Source organism: Bacillus sp. CFBP9009 (genome assembly GCF_036541465.1).
In the GTDB taxonomy this organism is placed as follows: Bacteria; Bacillota; Bacilli; order Bacillales; family DSM-1321; genus Peribacillus.
In genome coordinates this window covers 1-16,736 of the sequence record NZ_JAZHFU010000032.1, presented here as the reverse complement: position 1 = coordinate 16,736, position 16,736 = coordinate 1, and the positions used below count along the sequence as shown (strand labels likewise).

Here is a 16,736-nt window from a genome sequence, read left to right as displayed (position 1 = left end):
ACTGCATTTGATTTTTCGTCTATCGTATATTTAGTCAAAAAAACTGCACCTCCAATTGTTAGATGTTGTCTAACAATTGGGGTGCAGTTCAACTTGTTGGCTCTTTTTTTTTCATAATGAAATAGTGATAATTCTTCCTTCACCAATCAGGCGCATTTCTCTAATAAAGGAGTGCGCTCTTTTATTTAGTCTGATAGTGGTTATAGGGGGTACCTTTGTAATAGAAAAGCTGATAGTGAGGTTATCAAACTTTCATAGATATAAGAAGAAGCTAAAAAAGGCCTTGTTGTAAATGGTGGAAATAATCAATTCTTTGAAGGCGGTTCTCTCGTCATGGGGAAAGAGGATATCTAACAATTTGGATTTCTTTATTATAAGTATAACGGTTGTATAAAAAATCAGAAAAATATAAAATGTATTTAAATTAGAGTTTTTTATTTACAAATTGTAATTTGGGAGACTATTAAAACATCTATTTTTCGAATCATTAAATTTATTAAGAAAAGAGTGAGTTTAATATGAAAGACATTAAAAATATCTATTGTGTAGGTCGAAACTATGCCTTGCATGCAAAAGAGTTGAATAATGAAATACCAACTTCCCCTTTTTTATTTTCAAAACCGACTCATTCGCTTGTGGAAGCTAATGGACAGACCATTACGTTGCCGAGTAATCAGGGTTCCGTTCATTTTGAAACTGAACTTGTCATACATATCGCAAAACAGTACGAATCAGGAATGAAAGTAGATGAAATAGTAGATGCCATGGCCATTGGGTTGGATTTAACACTTAGAGATGTTCAATCACAGTTAAAACAAAAACAGCACCCTTGGCTTTTGGCTAAAGGATTCAAAAATTCAGCAGTTGTAAGTGGTTTTATTCCGTTTCCAGGTGTCGAAGCATGTAAACAATCAGATTTTTCCCTTTTAAAAAATGGAGAGCGTGTACAAGTCGGAAATATTAAAGACTTACTTTTTGATTTGCAAACCATTATAGAATTTACAGCAGAGCATTTTGGGCTTGGAAAAGGAGATATAATTTTTACCGGTACTCCAAGTGGCGTCGGTCCTCTTTCAGACCAAGACAAGCTTTCACTTAACTGGGGTGGAAATGAAATAGGATCCTGTTCAGTTACAATGCGTTAATGAATAAAGGCAGTCATTTTGACTGTTTTTTTTTATGCAATAACTCAATCTTAGACAAAAAGAAGAAACTCGTCTAAAATGAGAAGAACCATATAACATACATGGAAACGGCCAATATGGCACGCACTTTTTCAAATAAGTTTGACCATTAAATTCTGGCTTTGGAGTATTTTAGAACTATTTATATGCCTTATGAAAATCAATTAAAGTGCAATATTTTAATTATATAGGATAGAACAGGGTGGAATGTGTGCATGAAAAACAACCAAGAAAAGAAGTATTTAGATAATTGGCTATCTCTTACTAGTATTCAAATGAGCATTACGAATGAGCTTGAAAGTGCTTTGCAAAAAAATCATAACCTGTCGTTAAAAGAGTTTTACGTTCTTTACTTTTTATCGAAAACAAGCGATAAACAATTGAGGCTACAACAATTACAAGAGATGGTAGGTTTAAGCCAAAGTGCTATATCAAGGCTGGTAGGCAGGCTAGAAGCAAAAAGCTGCGGAGCATTACAAAGGCATATATGTGAAGATGATCGTAGAGGTATCTACACACGTTTAACTACAATAGGAGAAGAAAAACTACAAATTTCCTTAAATACTGTTCATGAAATTCTGCACTCTGCTCTTTCAAAAGGAAACCTTCAAGATGAATTACAATCCTTAATCCAGAAATTATAATATGGTTCTTATAATTTTAAGTGATAAGTGAAGTCGGTTATTTCTATATATCTTGGATAGGAATATCCCTTTAGCCCAGTAAGGTAACTATGAACGGATCTGTTGAGAAAGAGAGAAGGGATAATGCGGAATTAAATGTAAGCGCATGCATTTAAGGGGATGAAATGGGTTTGTTTGACCAGCGAGGATTAATTAGATGCCATGGCTATAAAGTAATGGGGAAATCGGGAATGTGACCATTTCAAAATAGCTTATCAAAGATGATGTTCTTGTTTTTAAAGTACTTTCAAAATTGTTAGCCCTTGGCATTTTTTTTGAGCGAAAATTAAACTCTCTCTCTCTCTATGCTTCGTCGTACAGTTGCTGGTTTTCACACTAAATAAACAATAATCTATATTATTCGCATCACTTTATTCCTTGTTCCTCAAATAAGTATCTTTCTTTCTATCATGTCCCTTTTTCGCGCTGAGAAGAGCGATACACCATTCCACCACATTCAGATAAAAGGTTTATCAAAGGTTAATTGATAAGAACCAAATTTCACTTGTGTTTGTACATAATAGCCATTCATCACGAATGCATTATACAACCGTCTTTCAATGGGTGACCCTAACTTGCTGTATTCGGTCAGTGGCACATCCTTTGGTTTTTCACCTATTTCATGAAAAGTAAAGTCCAATAGTCCATCACCACCAGCATCAGAACAAAGATGATGTACTTCATTATCATATGAAGATCACCTACTGCGATAAAATCATTTGAAACCAATTTCATTTTTCGACGTAATACTATCAGGGATAATTAAGAAATCTCATGAAATACAAATAGGTTTCTTATCCTTTCTTATTACGCCCCATTTTACATATAAATACTAATAGTGGTTTGACGAAGGGAAGAGGAAGCATGTTCAAAAAAATATTAGCAAGCTTAGGAAAAGGAGCAGCAACTGTAGATTTACAATATGATAATCGTAATTATCAAGCTGGAGATAGCATTCAAGGGGAGGTAGTCATTCAAGGTGGTGAAGTGGAACAGAAAATCAATCAATTGACTGTCCGGTTGATGATGAATGTGGTATTAAAACAAGGAAGCGTTTCTAAGGAAGTTGCCCATATACCATTAGTTAATCGAGATTGTATTCACCCCAAAGAACGTAAGGTCATTCCGTTTCATTATCTCCTACCTACGAATATACCTATTTCAAGGGGAACTGTCTCATACTATCTGGATACACATCTTGATATTGAGGGCGGAGTTGATCGTAAAGATGTAGACCGGCTGGTCATACAATCCCAGAAATCTATCTCATTCATATTTAATGCAATGGCTCAATTAGGTTTTCGCGAGACAGCAAACTCGGGCAAACTCGACCAATATGGACAGGAATTTGCTTTTTTTCCCACTCAACAATTCATGGGACAGGTAAATGAAGTTGAAATGCGGTTTGCCAATGAAGAATCAGGTATCCGGGTCTGGATGGAAGTTGACTGTAAAAGCGGCTACAAGGAAATTGAAGCAAAACGTGAGTTTTATTTAAGTAAGAATGTTCTCGAGCATGAAGCCGATCTTCATAAACTACTTGGAAAGTATATAACGGAAGCTATTGATCAGCCTTATGCTTTTACACAGCCGTTCTCTTATTCCACAAACCATCATCATGGTCGCGCTTCCCAATTAGGAAACGCTATACCTGGAATGGTTGGTGGATTAGCAGTTGGTGTTTTAGGGTCGATGTTATTTACTGAGATGGTGGATGGTTTTGATGTTGGGGAAATGTTTGAAGAAGCAACAGAAGATCTTGATGGAGGATTTGATTCATTTTTTGATAGTGGGGATGGGGAATCCTAAGTAAGCCATTAAATAGTCCTATGTTAACCAATATAATTAAAGACTCTTTTTGTTCCCGACTTTATTGGGGAAACCAATGTAATGGAAGTGGATTTATTAGAAATCCAGAATAATGAAAATCTATAAAAAGAGTTTTCGCAAGTTGAGAATTCAGATAAAAAACCTGTAATAAGACCTGAACACTTAAACATTACCCAAAGCCGCTTTCAGCCTAATTAAAGTTGATTGGAACGGAAGGTGCAGACTCCTGCGGGAAAAGCTCGTCGAGGGGAGACCCCACAGGCGCAAAAGCGCCGAGGAGGCTCCCGGACCGCCCGCGGAAAGCGAGTGCCTGGAGTTCCAATCGACGTTCGAGGTTCTACAGTCTGATGTAGGTAACCTTTTTCATCCTAAATTAAAATATAAGGGTTTTTTTGGTTATACAACCTTTTGGGGAAATTATTATTATCTGTAAAATGAAGAATTGAAGGAGAGAAAATAATAATGCCCAACTATACCTATAACTCCTTTAGAGATAACCACAAAGTTAATGATGGTATCGACTTTTTGATTTCTGAATTGGTTTAATGCTTTCATCTCCTTTGGTTTTTGGCGTGAAAAAAATGAATAAACAATCATATAAAGCCAATTCTATATACAAGAATGATAAAAAGGAGATTACATTGTGAAGCCATATGAAATAAAAAATATGATTATTGATGACGAGTTTGATGGTGAAGAATCGGTTACAGCTGATTTTACTCACAAATATAAAGATTATAGCATTACTTTTAAAAAAGAAGATCTTGAAGTAATTAATACATGGGTTTTTGAGGGTAATTCATCTCTTCCAGCAAATATATCAGGTACTATCATTGAATCATTAAGGGAAGAAATTAAAAAGAGAATCTAGTCAATTGGACTAGATCTTTTTTTGGCCATTTTCTTAATCGAGGAAAAATTTAGCCTTGTTTATATTGATGATAAAAGATAATGAAGTAGTTGCCTACATTAGAGATAAATTGGTACAAGAAATAATTCCTGATATAACGACCAATAAACTTGATGATATAGCTATAGAGTTATTAGAGAAAGCAGGTGTAATATCGTTAAGCAAATATCGATGATATTGAGAGTATTGTTTGACAAAGAAAAAATCAATTAGTCGAAGAGGGGATTGAACCACATATAGAGATCGATACTGAACTTTATATTTTCCTTAAAAATGGTCATTTTTCATTTTAGTTTGTTGCTTATTGCAATAAAATAAGACCTTGAATCTTTAATCCCCTTTTCTCTTATTTATTCGTTTATTCATTAGGGATAAATGGGTATACTAACGGATGCCTTTGCTGAAGTCCAGAGCTGTCTTTAAGGCAGCTTTTTCTTTATGCAACTATTTTGGCAGGATAGTTGCATAAAGTATTTAATGTTTCGAACCACACTTAAACACAGAATAATGTGTTTATACTGTTATGTTACCAATCGATTTGTTTTCCATCTCTAAAAAACCCACCATTAGGTCCTTCAGGTCCAATAGTTGCTAACCACAGGATAGACTCAGCTGCTTGCTTGGGTGTTCTTGGAGCAGATGATCCACCCATATCTGTACTTACCCATCCCGGATCGACCGCATTTATTTTGATATCACCTTTGATTTCTGCAGCTACCAATCGTGTCAATCCATTCAGGGCAAATTTAGACATTTTATAAGCTCCTACTCCTGGATATGACATTTCGGTCATCGCCCCGTATTCTGAGGAAACATTAATGATTCTCCCATAGCCTTGCTTTTCCATGAGGGGCATAAAGGAACGGATCACATGGTAAACTCCAAAGAAATTGGTTGCCATTGTTTTCTCCAGAATGGAATTGTCCATAGTCACTAAATTTTTATTCTCATCCAAATACACGCCAGCATTATTAATCAATACGTCTAATCTTCCATATTGCTCATTTACAGTAATTGCAGCTTGATGGATGCTTTCTTGATTGTCTACATCCATTACAAGAAACGACACGTCAAGATTTGACTCCTTAAGTTTTTGCGTAACTTCATGCCCCATTTCTGGATCACGACTTGCCAAAATGACCTTAAAACTATTCAAAGCCAATTGTTTGACCAGCTCATATCCAATTCCTCGGTTCCCCCCAGTGACAAGTGCAACTTTTATATCCTTTGACATAAAATATCCTCCTTTATTCGGCTACTAATCTTGGGCCAGAGTAGAATTTTCCACACCCTAGAAGTTTAATAAAAGAAAGTATGGCAGGGAAAAGAAAGCAATAATGAAAAGAAAACTCTTATAGAATTATCTAGATAGTTGTTGTGTAGGTGTAAACATAAAGTTTCTAAGTAAGATGGTTACCAAACTTAGTATCAATGATAGAATTCCTACTAATACGACGTATTGTGTACCCAGTTCTGATATAAATAACCCGCCTGCAGCTGCACCAATTGTTGTTCCTACGTTACAGGACGATATAAATAAGCCATTGGCGAAATCAGGCGCTTCGGGAGCTGAAGACGCAATCAAATATTGATTAATATTTGCCATTATTCCTCCAGCTAATATTCCCCAAATTAAAGTTATAATTTCCATAGGTACGGTAAATTGTCCTGTGAAGAATAAAATGATGTAAACAGCACCCAATAACAAAGGAAAAGATACTACAGACTTAATGGCACTATGAGTAAGTAAATTTCCTGCGACAATGTTTCCGATAATACTGGCCCCACCGAAGACGAATAACGTTAAACTTATGGTATTCGGGGACATATTCGTTACTGTTTTCAGATATTCAGCAAAATAACTATAAACCCCAAATATAGCTAAGTTTAATAAAATGACAGTCACGATGGATAGCCAAATAATAGGTTTTTTTAATACGGAAAGTTGTGTACCATAAGAAAGTCTTTCCTCAACAGGCATAGATGGTACAAAAATCAATGTAGCAATGAATACAATAGCATTAACAATAGCAAAGAATGCCATCGCCATTTCAAACGAAACGGCACTATCAATAAAACTTGCGATCGGTACGCCGGCTACCATACCAGCAGATACTCCGATAAATACTTTAGAAACAGCTTTTGGAGCTTCTTCTTTACTTACTGAGGAAGCAGCTACTGTAAATGCCAAAGAACAATAAATTGGATGAAAAAAGGCTGGAATTATACGAGCAATTAATAGAATGGTAAAATTAGATGTAAATATGGATACAATGCTTCCAATAACGAAAACTCCTAATACGAGTAACATGACCTTCTTACGATTTATCCCGGAAAACAATAACGGCATCGTTGGTCCTGATACAGCAATAGTAAGAGCAAAAAGACTCACTAGCAATCCTGCTTTTGATATGCTGACATTGAAGTGATCAGCAATGGAGGGCATTAACCCAATAACCCCCATTTCGGTATTTATGATGCCGAAAACTCCTATGGTCAATATAAAAATCAACAAGTTATTTCGTTTAGTCATAAAATGGATCACCTTCTTTCAGTACAGTGTCATTTTGTAGTTGCGTAAAGGGGGAGTTATTTAAGGGTGTACCTTTACCTATATCATTTAGTAACTTTTTCAATGAGTGATAACAGTATCCATTTAGTTATTTCCCCATTAATATCCAGCCCGATAAACGATATCAGTTTTTTTGAACTCCTCTTTGTTCCTGTCTCTGAATAAATTCCAAAGTATAATGTGCCAGGCTGTCGAGGTCTCCTCGACAGCCTAAGCTTTAGAAAATGAATAGCTCTTAGTTTTATCTTGTAATTATTACCAAGGTTGACTTGTTGGTCCAATTGTAAACTCATTAATGTTCGTATCTTCTGGCTGATCAATTGCGAATGCCACAATATTGGCAACTCGATCAGGTGCAATACCATATTGTTCGTACAACGCAGTCATACCTTCTGAAGTATTCTTATCAGTAATCGTATCCAACAATTCCGTGTTGATCGCTGCTGGATAAATAGTTGCTGTGCGGATGTTAGTACCTTCTTGGGCAGATTCCATACGCAAAACTTCCATTAAATCACGAACAGCCCACTTTGTTGCGCCATAAACCGCACCGCCTGGGTAAGCCTTAAGCCCAGCTACTGATGAAGTAGTGATGATATGTCCAGACTTTTGCGATGTAAATGTTGGCAATACTGCGGCGATACCATTCAATACACCTTTAATATTAACGTCAACCATACTGTTCCATTCGTCAGTTTTTAATTCGGAAAGTGGTGAATTAGGCATTATTCCAGCGTTCAAGAAGATTACATCGACACCGCCAAAAGTGTCTTTAGCTTGTTGAATAAGCTGCTGACTATCATCTGGATTAACTACATCTGTGACGCGATAAGCAGCTTGTCCACCAGCTTTTTGAATTTCCTCAGTCAATGCTTTTAATTTGTCTTCGCGACGAGCGCCCAAAACAACTTTGGCACCTTTACTGGCCAATAATTTTGCAGTTGCTTCACCAATTCCAGATGAGGCTCCAGTGATTATAATTACTTTGTTTTCAATTGTCATTTCGTTTCATCCTTTCAAATTAAAATAAAACTACAATTGATGTTTTCTCGACATCTGTCTATAATTTAAAATATAAATATAAACAAAACAAGGCATATAAATCGTTAATTTAATCAGTTTTGATGTTTAAACAACAAATCTATAAAAATTGTCGACTATCTCAAGGAAAGTATGGTGTTAATAACATGGCAAAAGTGGATAGAAGAATTGTTAGAACACAAGATGCAATTAAAAAAGCATTTCTTGAATTGATGTCAGAAAAAAATTTCGATAGCATTACCATTCAGGATATTTCTGACAGGGCAAATATTAACCGTGCAACTGTTTATCTTCATTACTTGGATAAATTTGATCTGTTGGATAAGATCATAGAAGAACATATCAATAACATGGTTAACCTTTGTGAGTCGGAAGCTGAAATGGATTGGATTGAATCGACTGTACACTGCATGGAATATCTAGAAAGTAATTATTTATTTTTTTCGACGATGTTGGTGAGTGAAGGAGCTCCGTACTTTCGCAGCCGGTTTGTTCAGCATAATATCGAAGAGTTCAAAAAAGACGTGGATATAACAAAAGGCAAAAATTTAGGTCAAAGCGAAGATGTAGTTGTTGAATTTGTTGCAAATGCTTATGTAGGTGTAGTGGAATGGTGGCTGAAAAATGGCATGCCTTATCCACCAGAGGAAATGGCAGAAAAAGTGGGGGATTTATTAGAGAGGATTTTATAGATTTTATCGCATGAAAAACCTCTCTTGTTTATTAAATGAAGATCGGAGCTGTCTTTAATACAGCTTTCTATATACACTATCGGGGTAGTTGTATAAGCATATTAATAATAAAGGGACAGTACCTATTTTTCATGGTATTGTCCCTTTATCCTTGTGTGATTTATTTTTTCAAACCAGCTGCAAAGAAGGGACCATTAACTGTAATGGTTGATAGGATACGAGCCATTTCTTGAGGGGATTCTTTCCTGCCACTATCCAACCATTGTTGAACTACTCCTATATGTGCAGATGCGACGTAAGAAGTAAAATATTGTCCTGGAACAAGTAAATTTTCCTCTTTAATAAGTGCGTTTGGATTATTTCCAAACAGTGTTTTCCACATAAAATCTTTCAGTCTTGTTTGAAATGATAAATCTCCTTTCGGACCTAACACAGCTTTCATAAATCCACTATTTTCATTAAAATACTCAAATATTGAAACTGCGAGGGTAAATGGTGCTAAAGTCGGAGAGTCGGTTCCAAGTGCGGCAATAACATCTGGAAAGTTCTGCTTTGCAATTCTGGACATTTCAAGCATGATTTCTTCTTCGTATTTCGTCATTAAATCAAATTTGTCTTGATAGTGTGCATAAAATGTTCCTCTATTAATGTTTGCTCTGGTAGTTATGTCTTTAACCGTAATTGCTTTCAACCCTTTTTCATCGATTAATTCTACTAGTGCATTTCGGATGCACTCTTTTGTTCGAATGATCCGTAAATCGGTATTACTATCTAGCAAGTTAATTCCTCCTTAATTTTATCCAACACATTTATAAAATGTGTACCGTAACCAACACATGTGCCATTTTTGATTATTGAAACAGAACTAGTCCCCAAATTATAATTTGAATGTAGTAAATAAAACAACAGGTTGTTCTTTATTATAATATAACCCAAAACAAGGAGAGTAAAATATGTTGAAAAATAAACTGGTATTGGTTTCACCGATCATCGCATTTGCAGTTATTTTTATTTTTTCACTGACATTAGTTCCATCGGTTCAACCACAACCGAAAAATCTGCCGATTGCAATCGTAAATGAGGATGAAGGAGTGGAAATTCCTAATCAACCAAAGATGAACATGGGGCAAACGATTATTGAAATGATGGAAAAAAACACAACAACAGATGAAGACCCTGTTGTAAAATGGGTTGAAGTAAAAACAGCAGAGGAAGCACAAAAAGGAATGGATGAACAAAAATATTATGCAGCATTGGTCATTCCGAAAGATTTCAGTGCTAATCAGGCATCATTAAGGACACCAGCACCTTCTGGACCAGAAGTACAAATATTTATTAATCAGGGAATGAATACGGCTGCTTCAGCGATGGCAGGACAGGTCTTGAATGGAGTAGTTGACAACATGAACAACACTGTCCGAAAACAACTACTTGATGGTTTTGAAAAACAAGGAGCAACTTTGACTGCAAAACAGGCAGCAAGCCTCGCAGTTCCAATCGCTAAGAAAGTAACAAATGTCAATGAAATCGGCACGAATAGTGCGAATGGAAATGCTCCTGTTTCCTTATTCCAGCCATTATGGATGGCTAGTTTGGCAAGTGCTGCGATAATCTTTATTTCCATTAGCAAAATGCCGATCCGTACTAGAAAAGAAAACCTTGTCACAAAGGTCGGGCAAATTTTAATGGGTGCGGTTGTAGCTCTGGTAATTGGATTAGGCTTAACCTGGATGGCAGATGGTATGGTTGGTTTAAATATTCCGAATTTCATGGATACGGCTTTATTTTTATCAATTACATCCTTTAGCTTTTTTCTAATGATATTAACTGTACTTTCACTATTGGGGCTTAAAGGTATGCCTATTTTTATCTTAATGCTTTTCTTCGGTGCCCCTTTACTGGCAATGGCACCTGAAATGATGTCTCCATTTTATCGGGATTGGATTTACTCTTGGTTGCCAATGCGATTTATGGTAGAAGGGCTACGAGGATTATTCTTCTTTGGGGAAGGCTTAACCTGGAATACGCCTGTTTCTGTTCTTGTTTGGATTGGATTAGTAAGCATGATTGTGATACTGGGTACTGCTTTAAAACGTGATGGAGTGAAGAAGGCAGTATCCGATTCTCGAAATATATAAAAAGTAATTGCAGGGATACGACGTTGGTCACTTTGTGCCATATTTACCAAAAGAGTCGGTTCTCTTATAGGGAAACGACTCTTTTTATTGAGTAAGTGAACTAACGGGTGGTTTAGCTGATGATCGGAGCTGTCTTTAAGGCAGCTTTTTCTTATGGATTATTGGAAACGGCATTAGCGCCTCTGGTAAAGATGACCTGCTTGGAATCCTTGTCGGGTATTTTTTTGTATGCTTCGGAGATCGTTTAGGTATAAGGTTTGGTATAATTGGTTGAAGTATGATGGAAAAGTTATAGAGATGAGGAGAATATTTGAAAAAAGCATCACTTGTTTTATTTTTTATTTTATTATTGGGGTTAATAGGTTGTGAAGCATTAAACACGGAGAATAAGAAAGCCAATTCTGAAGAAAAAATAGTCAAAGAAGATGAAGAAAAAACAGTCAAAGAAGATGAAGAGGTCAAATCTCTTTATACGGTAGACAGTTATCTGAAGTCAGTCGAAGAAAACCTTGAAGCAAAATCGGAAACATTAATCAGTAATATAAAGGAGTTACATAAATACACCATTTACTCTAAAGTGGAATTATTGGATTTTGTAGCATTTGTAGATGATCCTTCCGAGTTTAACTTATCCATTACTATGTTCTCAATGGATAGACAGGCTAATGAAGTCTTTAACGAGGGGAAGGATTCTACTATCTTTGCAGGTAGTCTGGGTATGATTGAAAATGTAAGATACACCCACCTTTTAGGTAATCAAACAGAAGACTTTTGGGATTTCTACGAAAAAAATGAAGAAGAAATTAACCTTGCAGAAAAACAAGCGTTTGCTACTTGGGTCGCAGATTGCTGGAAAAAAGCAGATGGACAAGCAATCACATTGCCAGCCTACTTTTCTCTTCACGATGATTATGAATCCTTTGATTTAAAGAAAAATCAGTGGGTTACAGATGATGAGAAATGGTCTTATTGACACATTAAGGGAGGGGCCTTTATCTACATTGTTCCTCATATGAGTAAAGACCTTCAATTGAAGGTCTTTTTTGTTCGTTCATCGGTTACATAGTAAACCCGCAATGGCTAAAGAAATGAACCCTAAAATTGTACAGAGTGTGGTATCTAAAATAAAGTTACGTTGTTTATAAAAAAATGCGATCTTTTGAATAAAGTTGCGATGTTTGCAAAAAAGTTACGATGCTTTACCCCTTTGTGGTTATCTAAAGGGGGTTTCTTATAGGAAAAGGAAAGTACATCTGAATTAAAAGGTGGATTTAAAGAAAATTGGCTATATATTGGTTTAATCTCTAAAATTAGATCATTAATTCATAAGTCTGATAAAAATATATAGGAAATATTTACCTTATAATCCATATTTTTAATCTGTAAACTAATACTTAGTTGAAAAAATTATTTTTTAGGAAGGAAAGGAGAAAAAATGAGTTTATCCCTCAAGGAACTATAAGAGCTGTTACTGTTTATTTTATGCTCTTCAATGCTTTTTGCATTTTCGGCAAAGTCCAAGGAACAAAAAGCATCATCCCCTGACACGTTTCATATAAACGGTTGAGGAGCTAAACGGGAATCATTCATTGGTTTACAGTCCGAAAATCTATTGGTTCAAAGATTTATTTATGTTCGGTTAATTTAAAAAGGCAATGCACTAGGTGTCTTTCTGATTTAGGTAATTTCAGAATATTCAGAATTAGCGTTATTTGGAGTAAATTCCTATTTTGCTTTTGATAGGTACTAACTAGTTGCTATTAGAAAATAACAATTGTAAAGGAGTTCATTTAATGACATTAACTCAAGGATTTTGACAGTATTTCTTTGGATGGGAACCATGATATGTATATAGGTTAAATTAATATTTTTATAGAGGTGATTATCATGTTGAAAAATAAAGTAAAAAGTATATTGAGTTTTTTATTGATCTTTGCAATGATTTTCGGCGGAATTGGGCAAGCGGTGGTTGCCAAGGGCAATAACTCTAGTGAGCAAAATGTAAAACAGTGGTTAAGTGAATATGAATTCTATGAGGACACCAGAATTGCAAAAATCTATGATCAGATTGCAATAAATGAATTAAAGCGTTTCGCGACAGTCTTAAAAGAAACTAATGCTAAGTTTGATTCTAAACTGATAGCGGAATTTGATGAAATCGGAGACTTTAAACAAAAAGATATTAATGAACTTGATGTACTTCAACAATTGATTAACCAATATGAACAAGCTGTTCAAGAGGAGTATATACATGAGTCGGTTCTTAAAAGTGATCGGCTCTTGGAAATCAAACATAAGTTAACCATATGTCTATGGGGGTATGTAACAAAAAACGATTTTAATGAACCAACTGAAGTATTACTTGCAGATATACTCTTTAATTTTTATTTATCGGATAAAATTGTCAATAAAAATGCTATCGGCATCTTAAAGGATATCTCCGATCAAGCAGATCACAAAGGAAATAAACTAAAAGCTCATTTGAATAACGCTGGGAAAATGTCTGAAAAAGGTAATGAGTTTCTAGAAAAAGATCTAGCTGTCCCTGCATCAAAATCCTATCAAAATGCATATAAACAAGTGTTATTCGGACTTGAAAAAGCAGGCTATTCATTTAACACAGAATTCTTTGAATCTACCTCTGAAACGGATGGCGATACTATAACAGATGGAATAGAATTCCTAGAGGGAATGAATCCATTTAAAAAGGATACAGATGGTGATGGATTGCAGGACAATATTGAATATGAGGTTAAATCATTTATTTCCCCGACAAAAAATGATACAGATCGTAATGGCATAAGTGATGCAGATGAAGATATCGATGAAGACGGCCTGAGTAATAAAGACGAGCAAGCTAATCAAACAAATTTGACTAAGGGAGATTCGGACCAAGATGATTTAACTGACGGATTTGAAGTACATCAGTTCGATTCATTACCTAATAAGTATGATACAGATAACGATGGGTTAAGTGATGGAGATGAATATGCTTTAATGACAAATCCGAATGCTGCAGACGGCGACAATGACGGAAGCGAGGATTCACAAGAACTCTATAAACAATCGATTAGTAAATCATTGATTCAGCCTGATAAATCAGAAATTAAAAGCGTAGAAGTTGAGTTTAGTGCAAAGGATAATATTAATAAAACGACTAGAATTAGCAGTACAAACAACATAAATATTAAAACAACTAATTTACACGGTATTATTGGTTCTCCTGTAAGCATCAATACGCAATCAGAATTTGAGAAAGCAAGCATTCAGTTTACTTATGATGAAGCGAAGCTCGGAGACACGTTGGAAGATGATCTAGCCATCATTTGGTACAATGAAGACGAGGAAATGTTTGAAAGCATTAACACTGTGTTAGATACAAGTAAAAATACAATAAGTGTGGAAACTACTCACTTTGGTGAATATTTGGTTGTTGATAAGGCAAAATGGTTGGAGCTATGGAAACGGGAAATAGACTACTCAAGGACGCATGATGAAAATAAAGATCTGCTTAACAATCTTGCAACGAAGACAGTAGGTGTTGTAGGAAGAGATGCCGAAAATGGTATATCAGGTGATGTAGAAATTGATAAAACAGATTCGGACGGGGATGGCTTATACGACAGCTATGAAATTGAAGGAATGAAAACACCGTACGGTATAATTTACTCAGATCCTAACAAGAAGGATAGTGACGGAGATGGATTAACCGATGGGCAAGAAATGGGGCAATTAAAATCATTCACGGTAGAAATTTTTGGAGTTGAAATTCATTTTGAAGGTTTCTTTCCAACCAGTTTCCCTGACCGAAAAGATAGTGACGGAGATGGAAAGTTTGATAATGAGGATTTGAGACCGTTGTACTCTGATTTTACCGATACAGAAATTTATCAATCAGATAGACCAGAAGGCTATGATGAAAATGGAAATGTAGCGAATGATATGAAAACAAATGATTATACAGAAGATGAAATAAAAGACATTAGCTGGATGTTCAGGTTCCAATTACTTGAATCTTATTTCCCAAGTATTCTCTTTTATGAGTTCGAGGATATGACAACAAGCTTGTTTTCCATGGGAGATATGGAAGATGTTATTTTAGATATGATTAATCATTTTAAAGAGGGAACTGGTAAAGAGTACAAAAACCAGACTTTAACTAAAGAAGCGAGTGAGCATGAAACAACGAAAGCCTATGTTGAATTTGTCAAAAATGCCTTAGTTGATGAGCTAAAGAAAAATGGAGGTAATTTGGCAGCACTTAAGTTGGATAAAAGTACAAAGAATACAAATGAATTTTATAATTTGATACAGAGAAATGCTAGTTATCCGACGTTTAGCACTTGGAGTGATCGAGTAGGTGGACTTACAATTACAGTAAATGATACTTGGGGGAATACGGTATCCGTAAAAGATTTTTCTGTAGAGAATAATCATTTTAAAGGAGTCATGCGTGTTCGTTTATATGATCATTTTGGGTTGGATCGGCCAGATGTTGAGAAGGAGTATGTCAACTTAGCAGGATTCCGTTCCTGGTTTGTCTTACAGCATTATGATGAATATAATGGCAAATATAAGCCCTTTGTTACTGTAATGGAAATGGATGTACCATTTGAGGGGAAATTGAGTGATTAAAGTTAATTTGAAAATTATAGTTTTAATGATTTGTATATTCTTAATTCCATTAAACTTAATTGGATGTAAAAAGAATGAGGAATCAAGTGGGGAAACAAAGATTTTCGAAATTGAAAATACAGAAGAGATCTTTGGTAAAAAGGATGAAGAAGATGTGACTGTTAAAAAGCATTATATGATTCTAAATCCACCAAAAGATTTAATTGAATTGAAAGAAATAGTTGAAAAATACAGTAAGGAACATTCGGTTGAAGAAGAAATGAAAGTAATAGAAGGAAAAAACAGGATTTTTGATATATCCTTTTATAGGGAAAGTGAGGATTTGCCAAGAGACTGGCAGCTTGATGAAAGTTACATGAATACAGATCGGCTAGAACATCATAAGAATGATCTAATTGCATATATCATTTGGTCAGATGCTGAAACACAAAAAGAATACAATGTTTATGATAAAAATAAGGAAGGAAAGGTTATCAAGAGTAAGCATTTTATTGAGGATCAGCTTGTTGAGTGATACTCTAACCATACCCCGGAAAGTAATAAAATGGTAATTGCCTTTCTTAATGAACTAATGGTTGGCTTTATCTGAAGATCGGAGCTGTCTTTAAGGCAGCTCTTTTCTTATGCAACTATCGGGGCAGGATAGTTGCATAAGCAATGGTAAAATATGATATACAGATAAAAAGTACGGGGGGATAAAATGGTACCTTTAGTTGTTTGGTTATTAATATTAGTTTTCGGTGGAATTGGCGGAATAGTTATTTGTAGTGTTTTCGAGGGAAATGAAGTATTTTCTGGCTATGCTGCAATGTTAGGAATGATAATAGCTTTATTAAGCGCTATTTTCTTCCAATTGAATTTGATGCACCAAGATAAAGAATAATTGTTAAGCTAACAGGTGGGTTAGCTGAAGATCAGAGCTGTTTTTAAGGCAGCTTTTTCTTTATGGAACTATCGGGGCAGGATAGCATTCCTGTAGTTCGTTATTTTTCAGCTTTGAAAAAAATAGGGCTCCTCAGTAAGATATGAGTAAGACACCACTCTAACTCAA

At 35.3% G+C, this 16,736-nt stretch carries 15 protein-coding genes; 10 read left to right on the top strand and 5 right to left on the bottom strand.

The window, feature by feature from the left end:
• The first annotated feature begins 518 nt into the window (after positions 1–518).
• A complete protein-coding gene (locus V3595_RS27885) occupies positions 519–1,145 on the top strand; it encodes a fumarylacetoacetate hydrolase family protein (protein WP_485911141.1) in 627 nt (208 codons plus the stop codon).
• A 254-nt stretch (positions 1,146–1,399) separates the two neighbouring features.
• Positions 1,400–1,828, top strand: a complete 429-nt coding sequence (locus tag V3595_RS27880; protein ID WP_485911139.1) for a MarR family winged helix-turn-helix transcriptional regulator — start codon at positions 1,400–1,402, stop codon at positions 1,826–1,828.
• Between the two features lie 496 nt (positions 1,829–2,324).
• On the opposite strand, the gene V3595_RS27875 is transcribed toward V3595_RS27880, so the two are convergent.
• Positions 2,325–2,507 (bottom strand): hypothetical protein, encoded by a 183-nt coding sequence (locus tag V3595_RS27875; protein ID WP_137017561.1) that lies wholly within the window; start codon positions 2,505–2,507, stop codon positions 2,325–2,327.
• A gap of 224 nt (positions 2,508–2,731) precedes the next feature.
• Here V3595_RS27875 and V3595_RS27870 point away from each other — a divergent pair, with 224 nt between their 5' ends.
• Together V3595_RS27870 and V3595_RS27865 are read left to right on the top strand one after the other, a co-directional pair.
• Positions 2,732–3,676 (top strand): sporulation protein, encoded by a 945-nt coding sequence (locus V3595_RS27870; protein WP_485911136.1) that lies wholly within the window; start codon positions 2,732–2,734, stop codon positions 3,674–3,676.
• A gap of 664 nt (positions 3,677–4,340) precedes the next feature.
• A complete protein-coding gene (locus tag V3595_RS27865) occupies positions 4,341–4,568 on the top strand; it encodes a hypothetical protein (RefSeq protein WP_485911134.1) in 228 nt (75 codons plus the stop codon).
• A 565-nt stretch (positions 4,569–5,133) separates the two neighbouring features.
• Here V3595_RS27865 and V3595_RS27860 read toward each other — a convergent pair.
• From V3595_RS27860 to V3595_RS27850, 3 genes are all read right to left on the bottom strand, one after another.
• Entirely contained in the window at positions 5,134–5,841 is a 708-nt protein-coding gene (locus tag V3595_RS27860; RefSeq protein WP_485911132.1) for an SDR family oxidoreductase, read from the bottom strand.
• Positions 5,842–5,967: 126 nt separating this feature from the next.
• Positions 5,968–7,140: an MFS transporter gene (locus V3595_RS27855; protein WP_485911130.1), complete on the bottom strand. Its 1,173-nt coding sequence runs from the start codon at positions 7,138–7,140 to the stop codon at positions 5,968–5,970.
• 294 nt (positions 7,141–7,434) lie between these two features.
• A complete protein-coding gene (locus V3595_RS27850; protein ID WP_485911128.1) occupies positions 7,435–8,181 on the bottom strand; it encodes an SDR family oxidoreductase in 747 nt (248 codons plus the stop codon).
• 185 nt (positions 8,182–8,366) lie between these two features.
• On the opposite strand from V3595_RS27850, the gene V3595_RS27845 reads away from it, so the two are divergent.
• Positions 8,367–8,912, top strand: a complete 546-nt coding sequence (locus V3595_RS27845; RefSeq protein WP_137017567.1) for a TetR-like C-terminal domain-containing protein — start codon at positions 8,367–8,369, stop codon at positions 8,910–8,912.
• Positions 8,913–9,072: 160 nt separating this feature from the next.
• On the opposite strand, the gene V3595_RS27840 is transcribed toward V3595_RS27845, so the two are convergent.
• Positions 9,073–9,690 carry a TetR/AcrR family transcriptional regulator gene (locus V3595_RS27840; protein ID WP_485911126.1) on the bottom strand — a complete coding sequence of 206 codons (618 nt, stop codon included), beginning with the start codon at positions 9,688–9,690 and terminating at the stop codon, positions 9,073–9,075.
• Positions 9,691–9,865: 175 nt separating this feature from the next.
• On the opposite strand from V3595_RS27840, the gene V3595_RS27835 reads away from it, so the two are divergent.
• The 5 genes from V3595_RS27835 (at position 9,866) to V3595_RS27815 (ending at position 16,568) form a co-directional block, all read left to right on the top strand.
• Positions 9,866–11,050, top strand: coding sequence for a YhgE/Pip domain-containing protein (locus V3595_RS27835; protein ID WP_485911124.1), 1,185 nt, complete (start codon positions 9,866–9,868; stop codon positions 11,048–11,050).
• Positions 11,051–11,360: 310 nt separating this feature from the next.
• On the top strand, positions 11,361–12,023 hold the full coding sequence (locus V3595_RS27830; RefSeq protein WP_485911122.1) for a hypothetical protein: 663 nt from the start codon (positions 11,361–11,363) through the stop codon (positions 12,021–12,023).
• A gap of 917 nt (positions 12,024–12,940) precedes the next feature.
• Positions 12,941–15,685: a DUF3289 family protein gene (locus V3595_RS27825; protein ID WP_485911120.1), complete on the top strand. Its 2,745-nt coding sequence runs from the start codon at positions 12,941–12,943 to the stop codon at positions 15,683–15,685.
• A complete protein-coding gene (locus tag V3595_RS27820; RefSeq protein WP_053535452.1) occupies positions 15,678–16,199 on the top strand; it encodes a hypothetical protein in 522 nt (173 codons plus the stop codon). The genes V3595_RS27825 and V3595_RS27820 overlap by 8 nt, the downstream gene beginning before the upstream one ends.
• 186 nt (positions 16,200–16,385) lie before the next feature.
• Positions 16,386–16,568: a hypothetical protein gene (locus V3595_RS27815; RefSeq protein WP_485911118.1), complete on the top strand. Its 183-nt coding sequence runs from the start codon at positions 16,386–16,388 to the stop codon at positions 16,566–16,568.
• The last annotated feature ends 168 nt before the right edge of the window (positions 16,569–16,736 follow it).

Bases quoted from the DNA above. Each gene is read 5' to 3' on its own strand.
- V3595_RS27885 (WP_485911141.1), top strand. From the start codon at position 519: ATGAAAGACATTAAAAATATCTATTGTGTAGGTCGAAACTATGCCTTG.
- V3595_RS27880 (WP_485911139.1), top strand. From the start codon at position 1,400: ATGAAAAACAACCAAGAAAAGAAGTATTTAGATAATTGGCTATCTCTT.
- V3595_RS27870 (WP_485911136.1), top strand. From the start codon at position 2,732: ATGTTCAAAAAAATATTAGCAAGCTTAGGAAAAGGAGCAGCAACTGTA.
- V3595_RS27860 (WP_485911132.1), bottom strand. From the start codon at position 5,841: ATGTCAAAGGATATAAAAGTTGCACTTGTCACTGGGGGGAACCGAGGA.
- V3595_RS27855 (WP_485911130.1), bottom strand. From the start codon at position 7,140: ATGACTAAACGAAATAACTTGTTGATTTTTATATTGACCATAGGAGTT.
- V3595_RS27850 (WP_485911128.1), bottom strand. From the start codon at position 8,181: ATGACAATTGAAAACAAAGTAATTATAATCACTGGAGCCTCATCTGGA.
- V3595_RS27845 (WP_137017567.1), top strand. From the start codon at position 8,367: ATGGCAAAAGTGGATAGAAGAATTGTTAGAACACAAGATGCAATTAAA.
- V3595_RS27835 (WP_485911124.1), top strand. From the start codon at position 9,866: ATGTTGAAAAATAAACTGGTATTGGTTTCACCGATCATCGCATTTGCA.
- V3595_RS27815 (WP_485911118.1), top strand. From the start codon at position 16,386: ATGGTACCTTTAGTTGTTTGGTTATTAATATTAGTTTTCGGTGGAATT.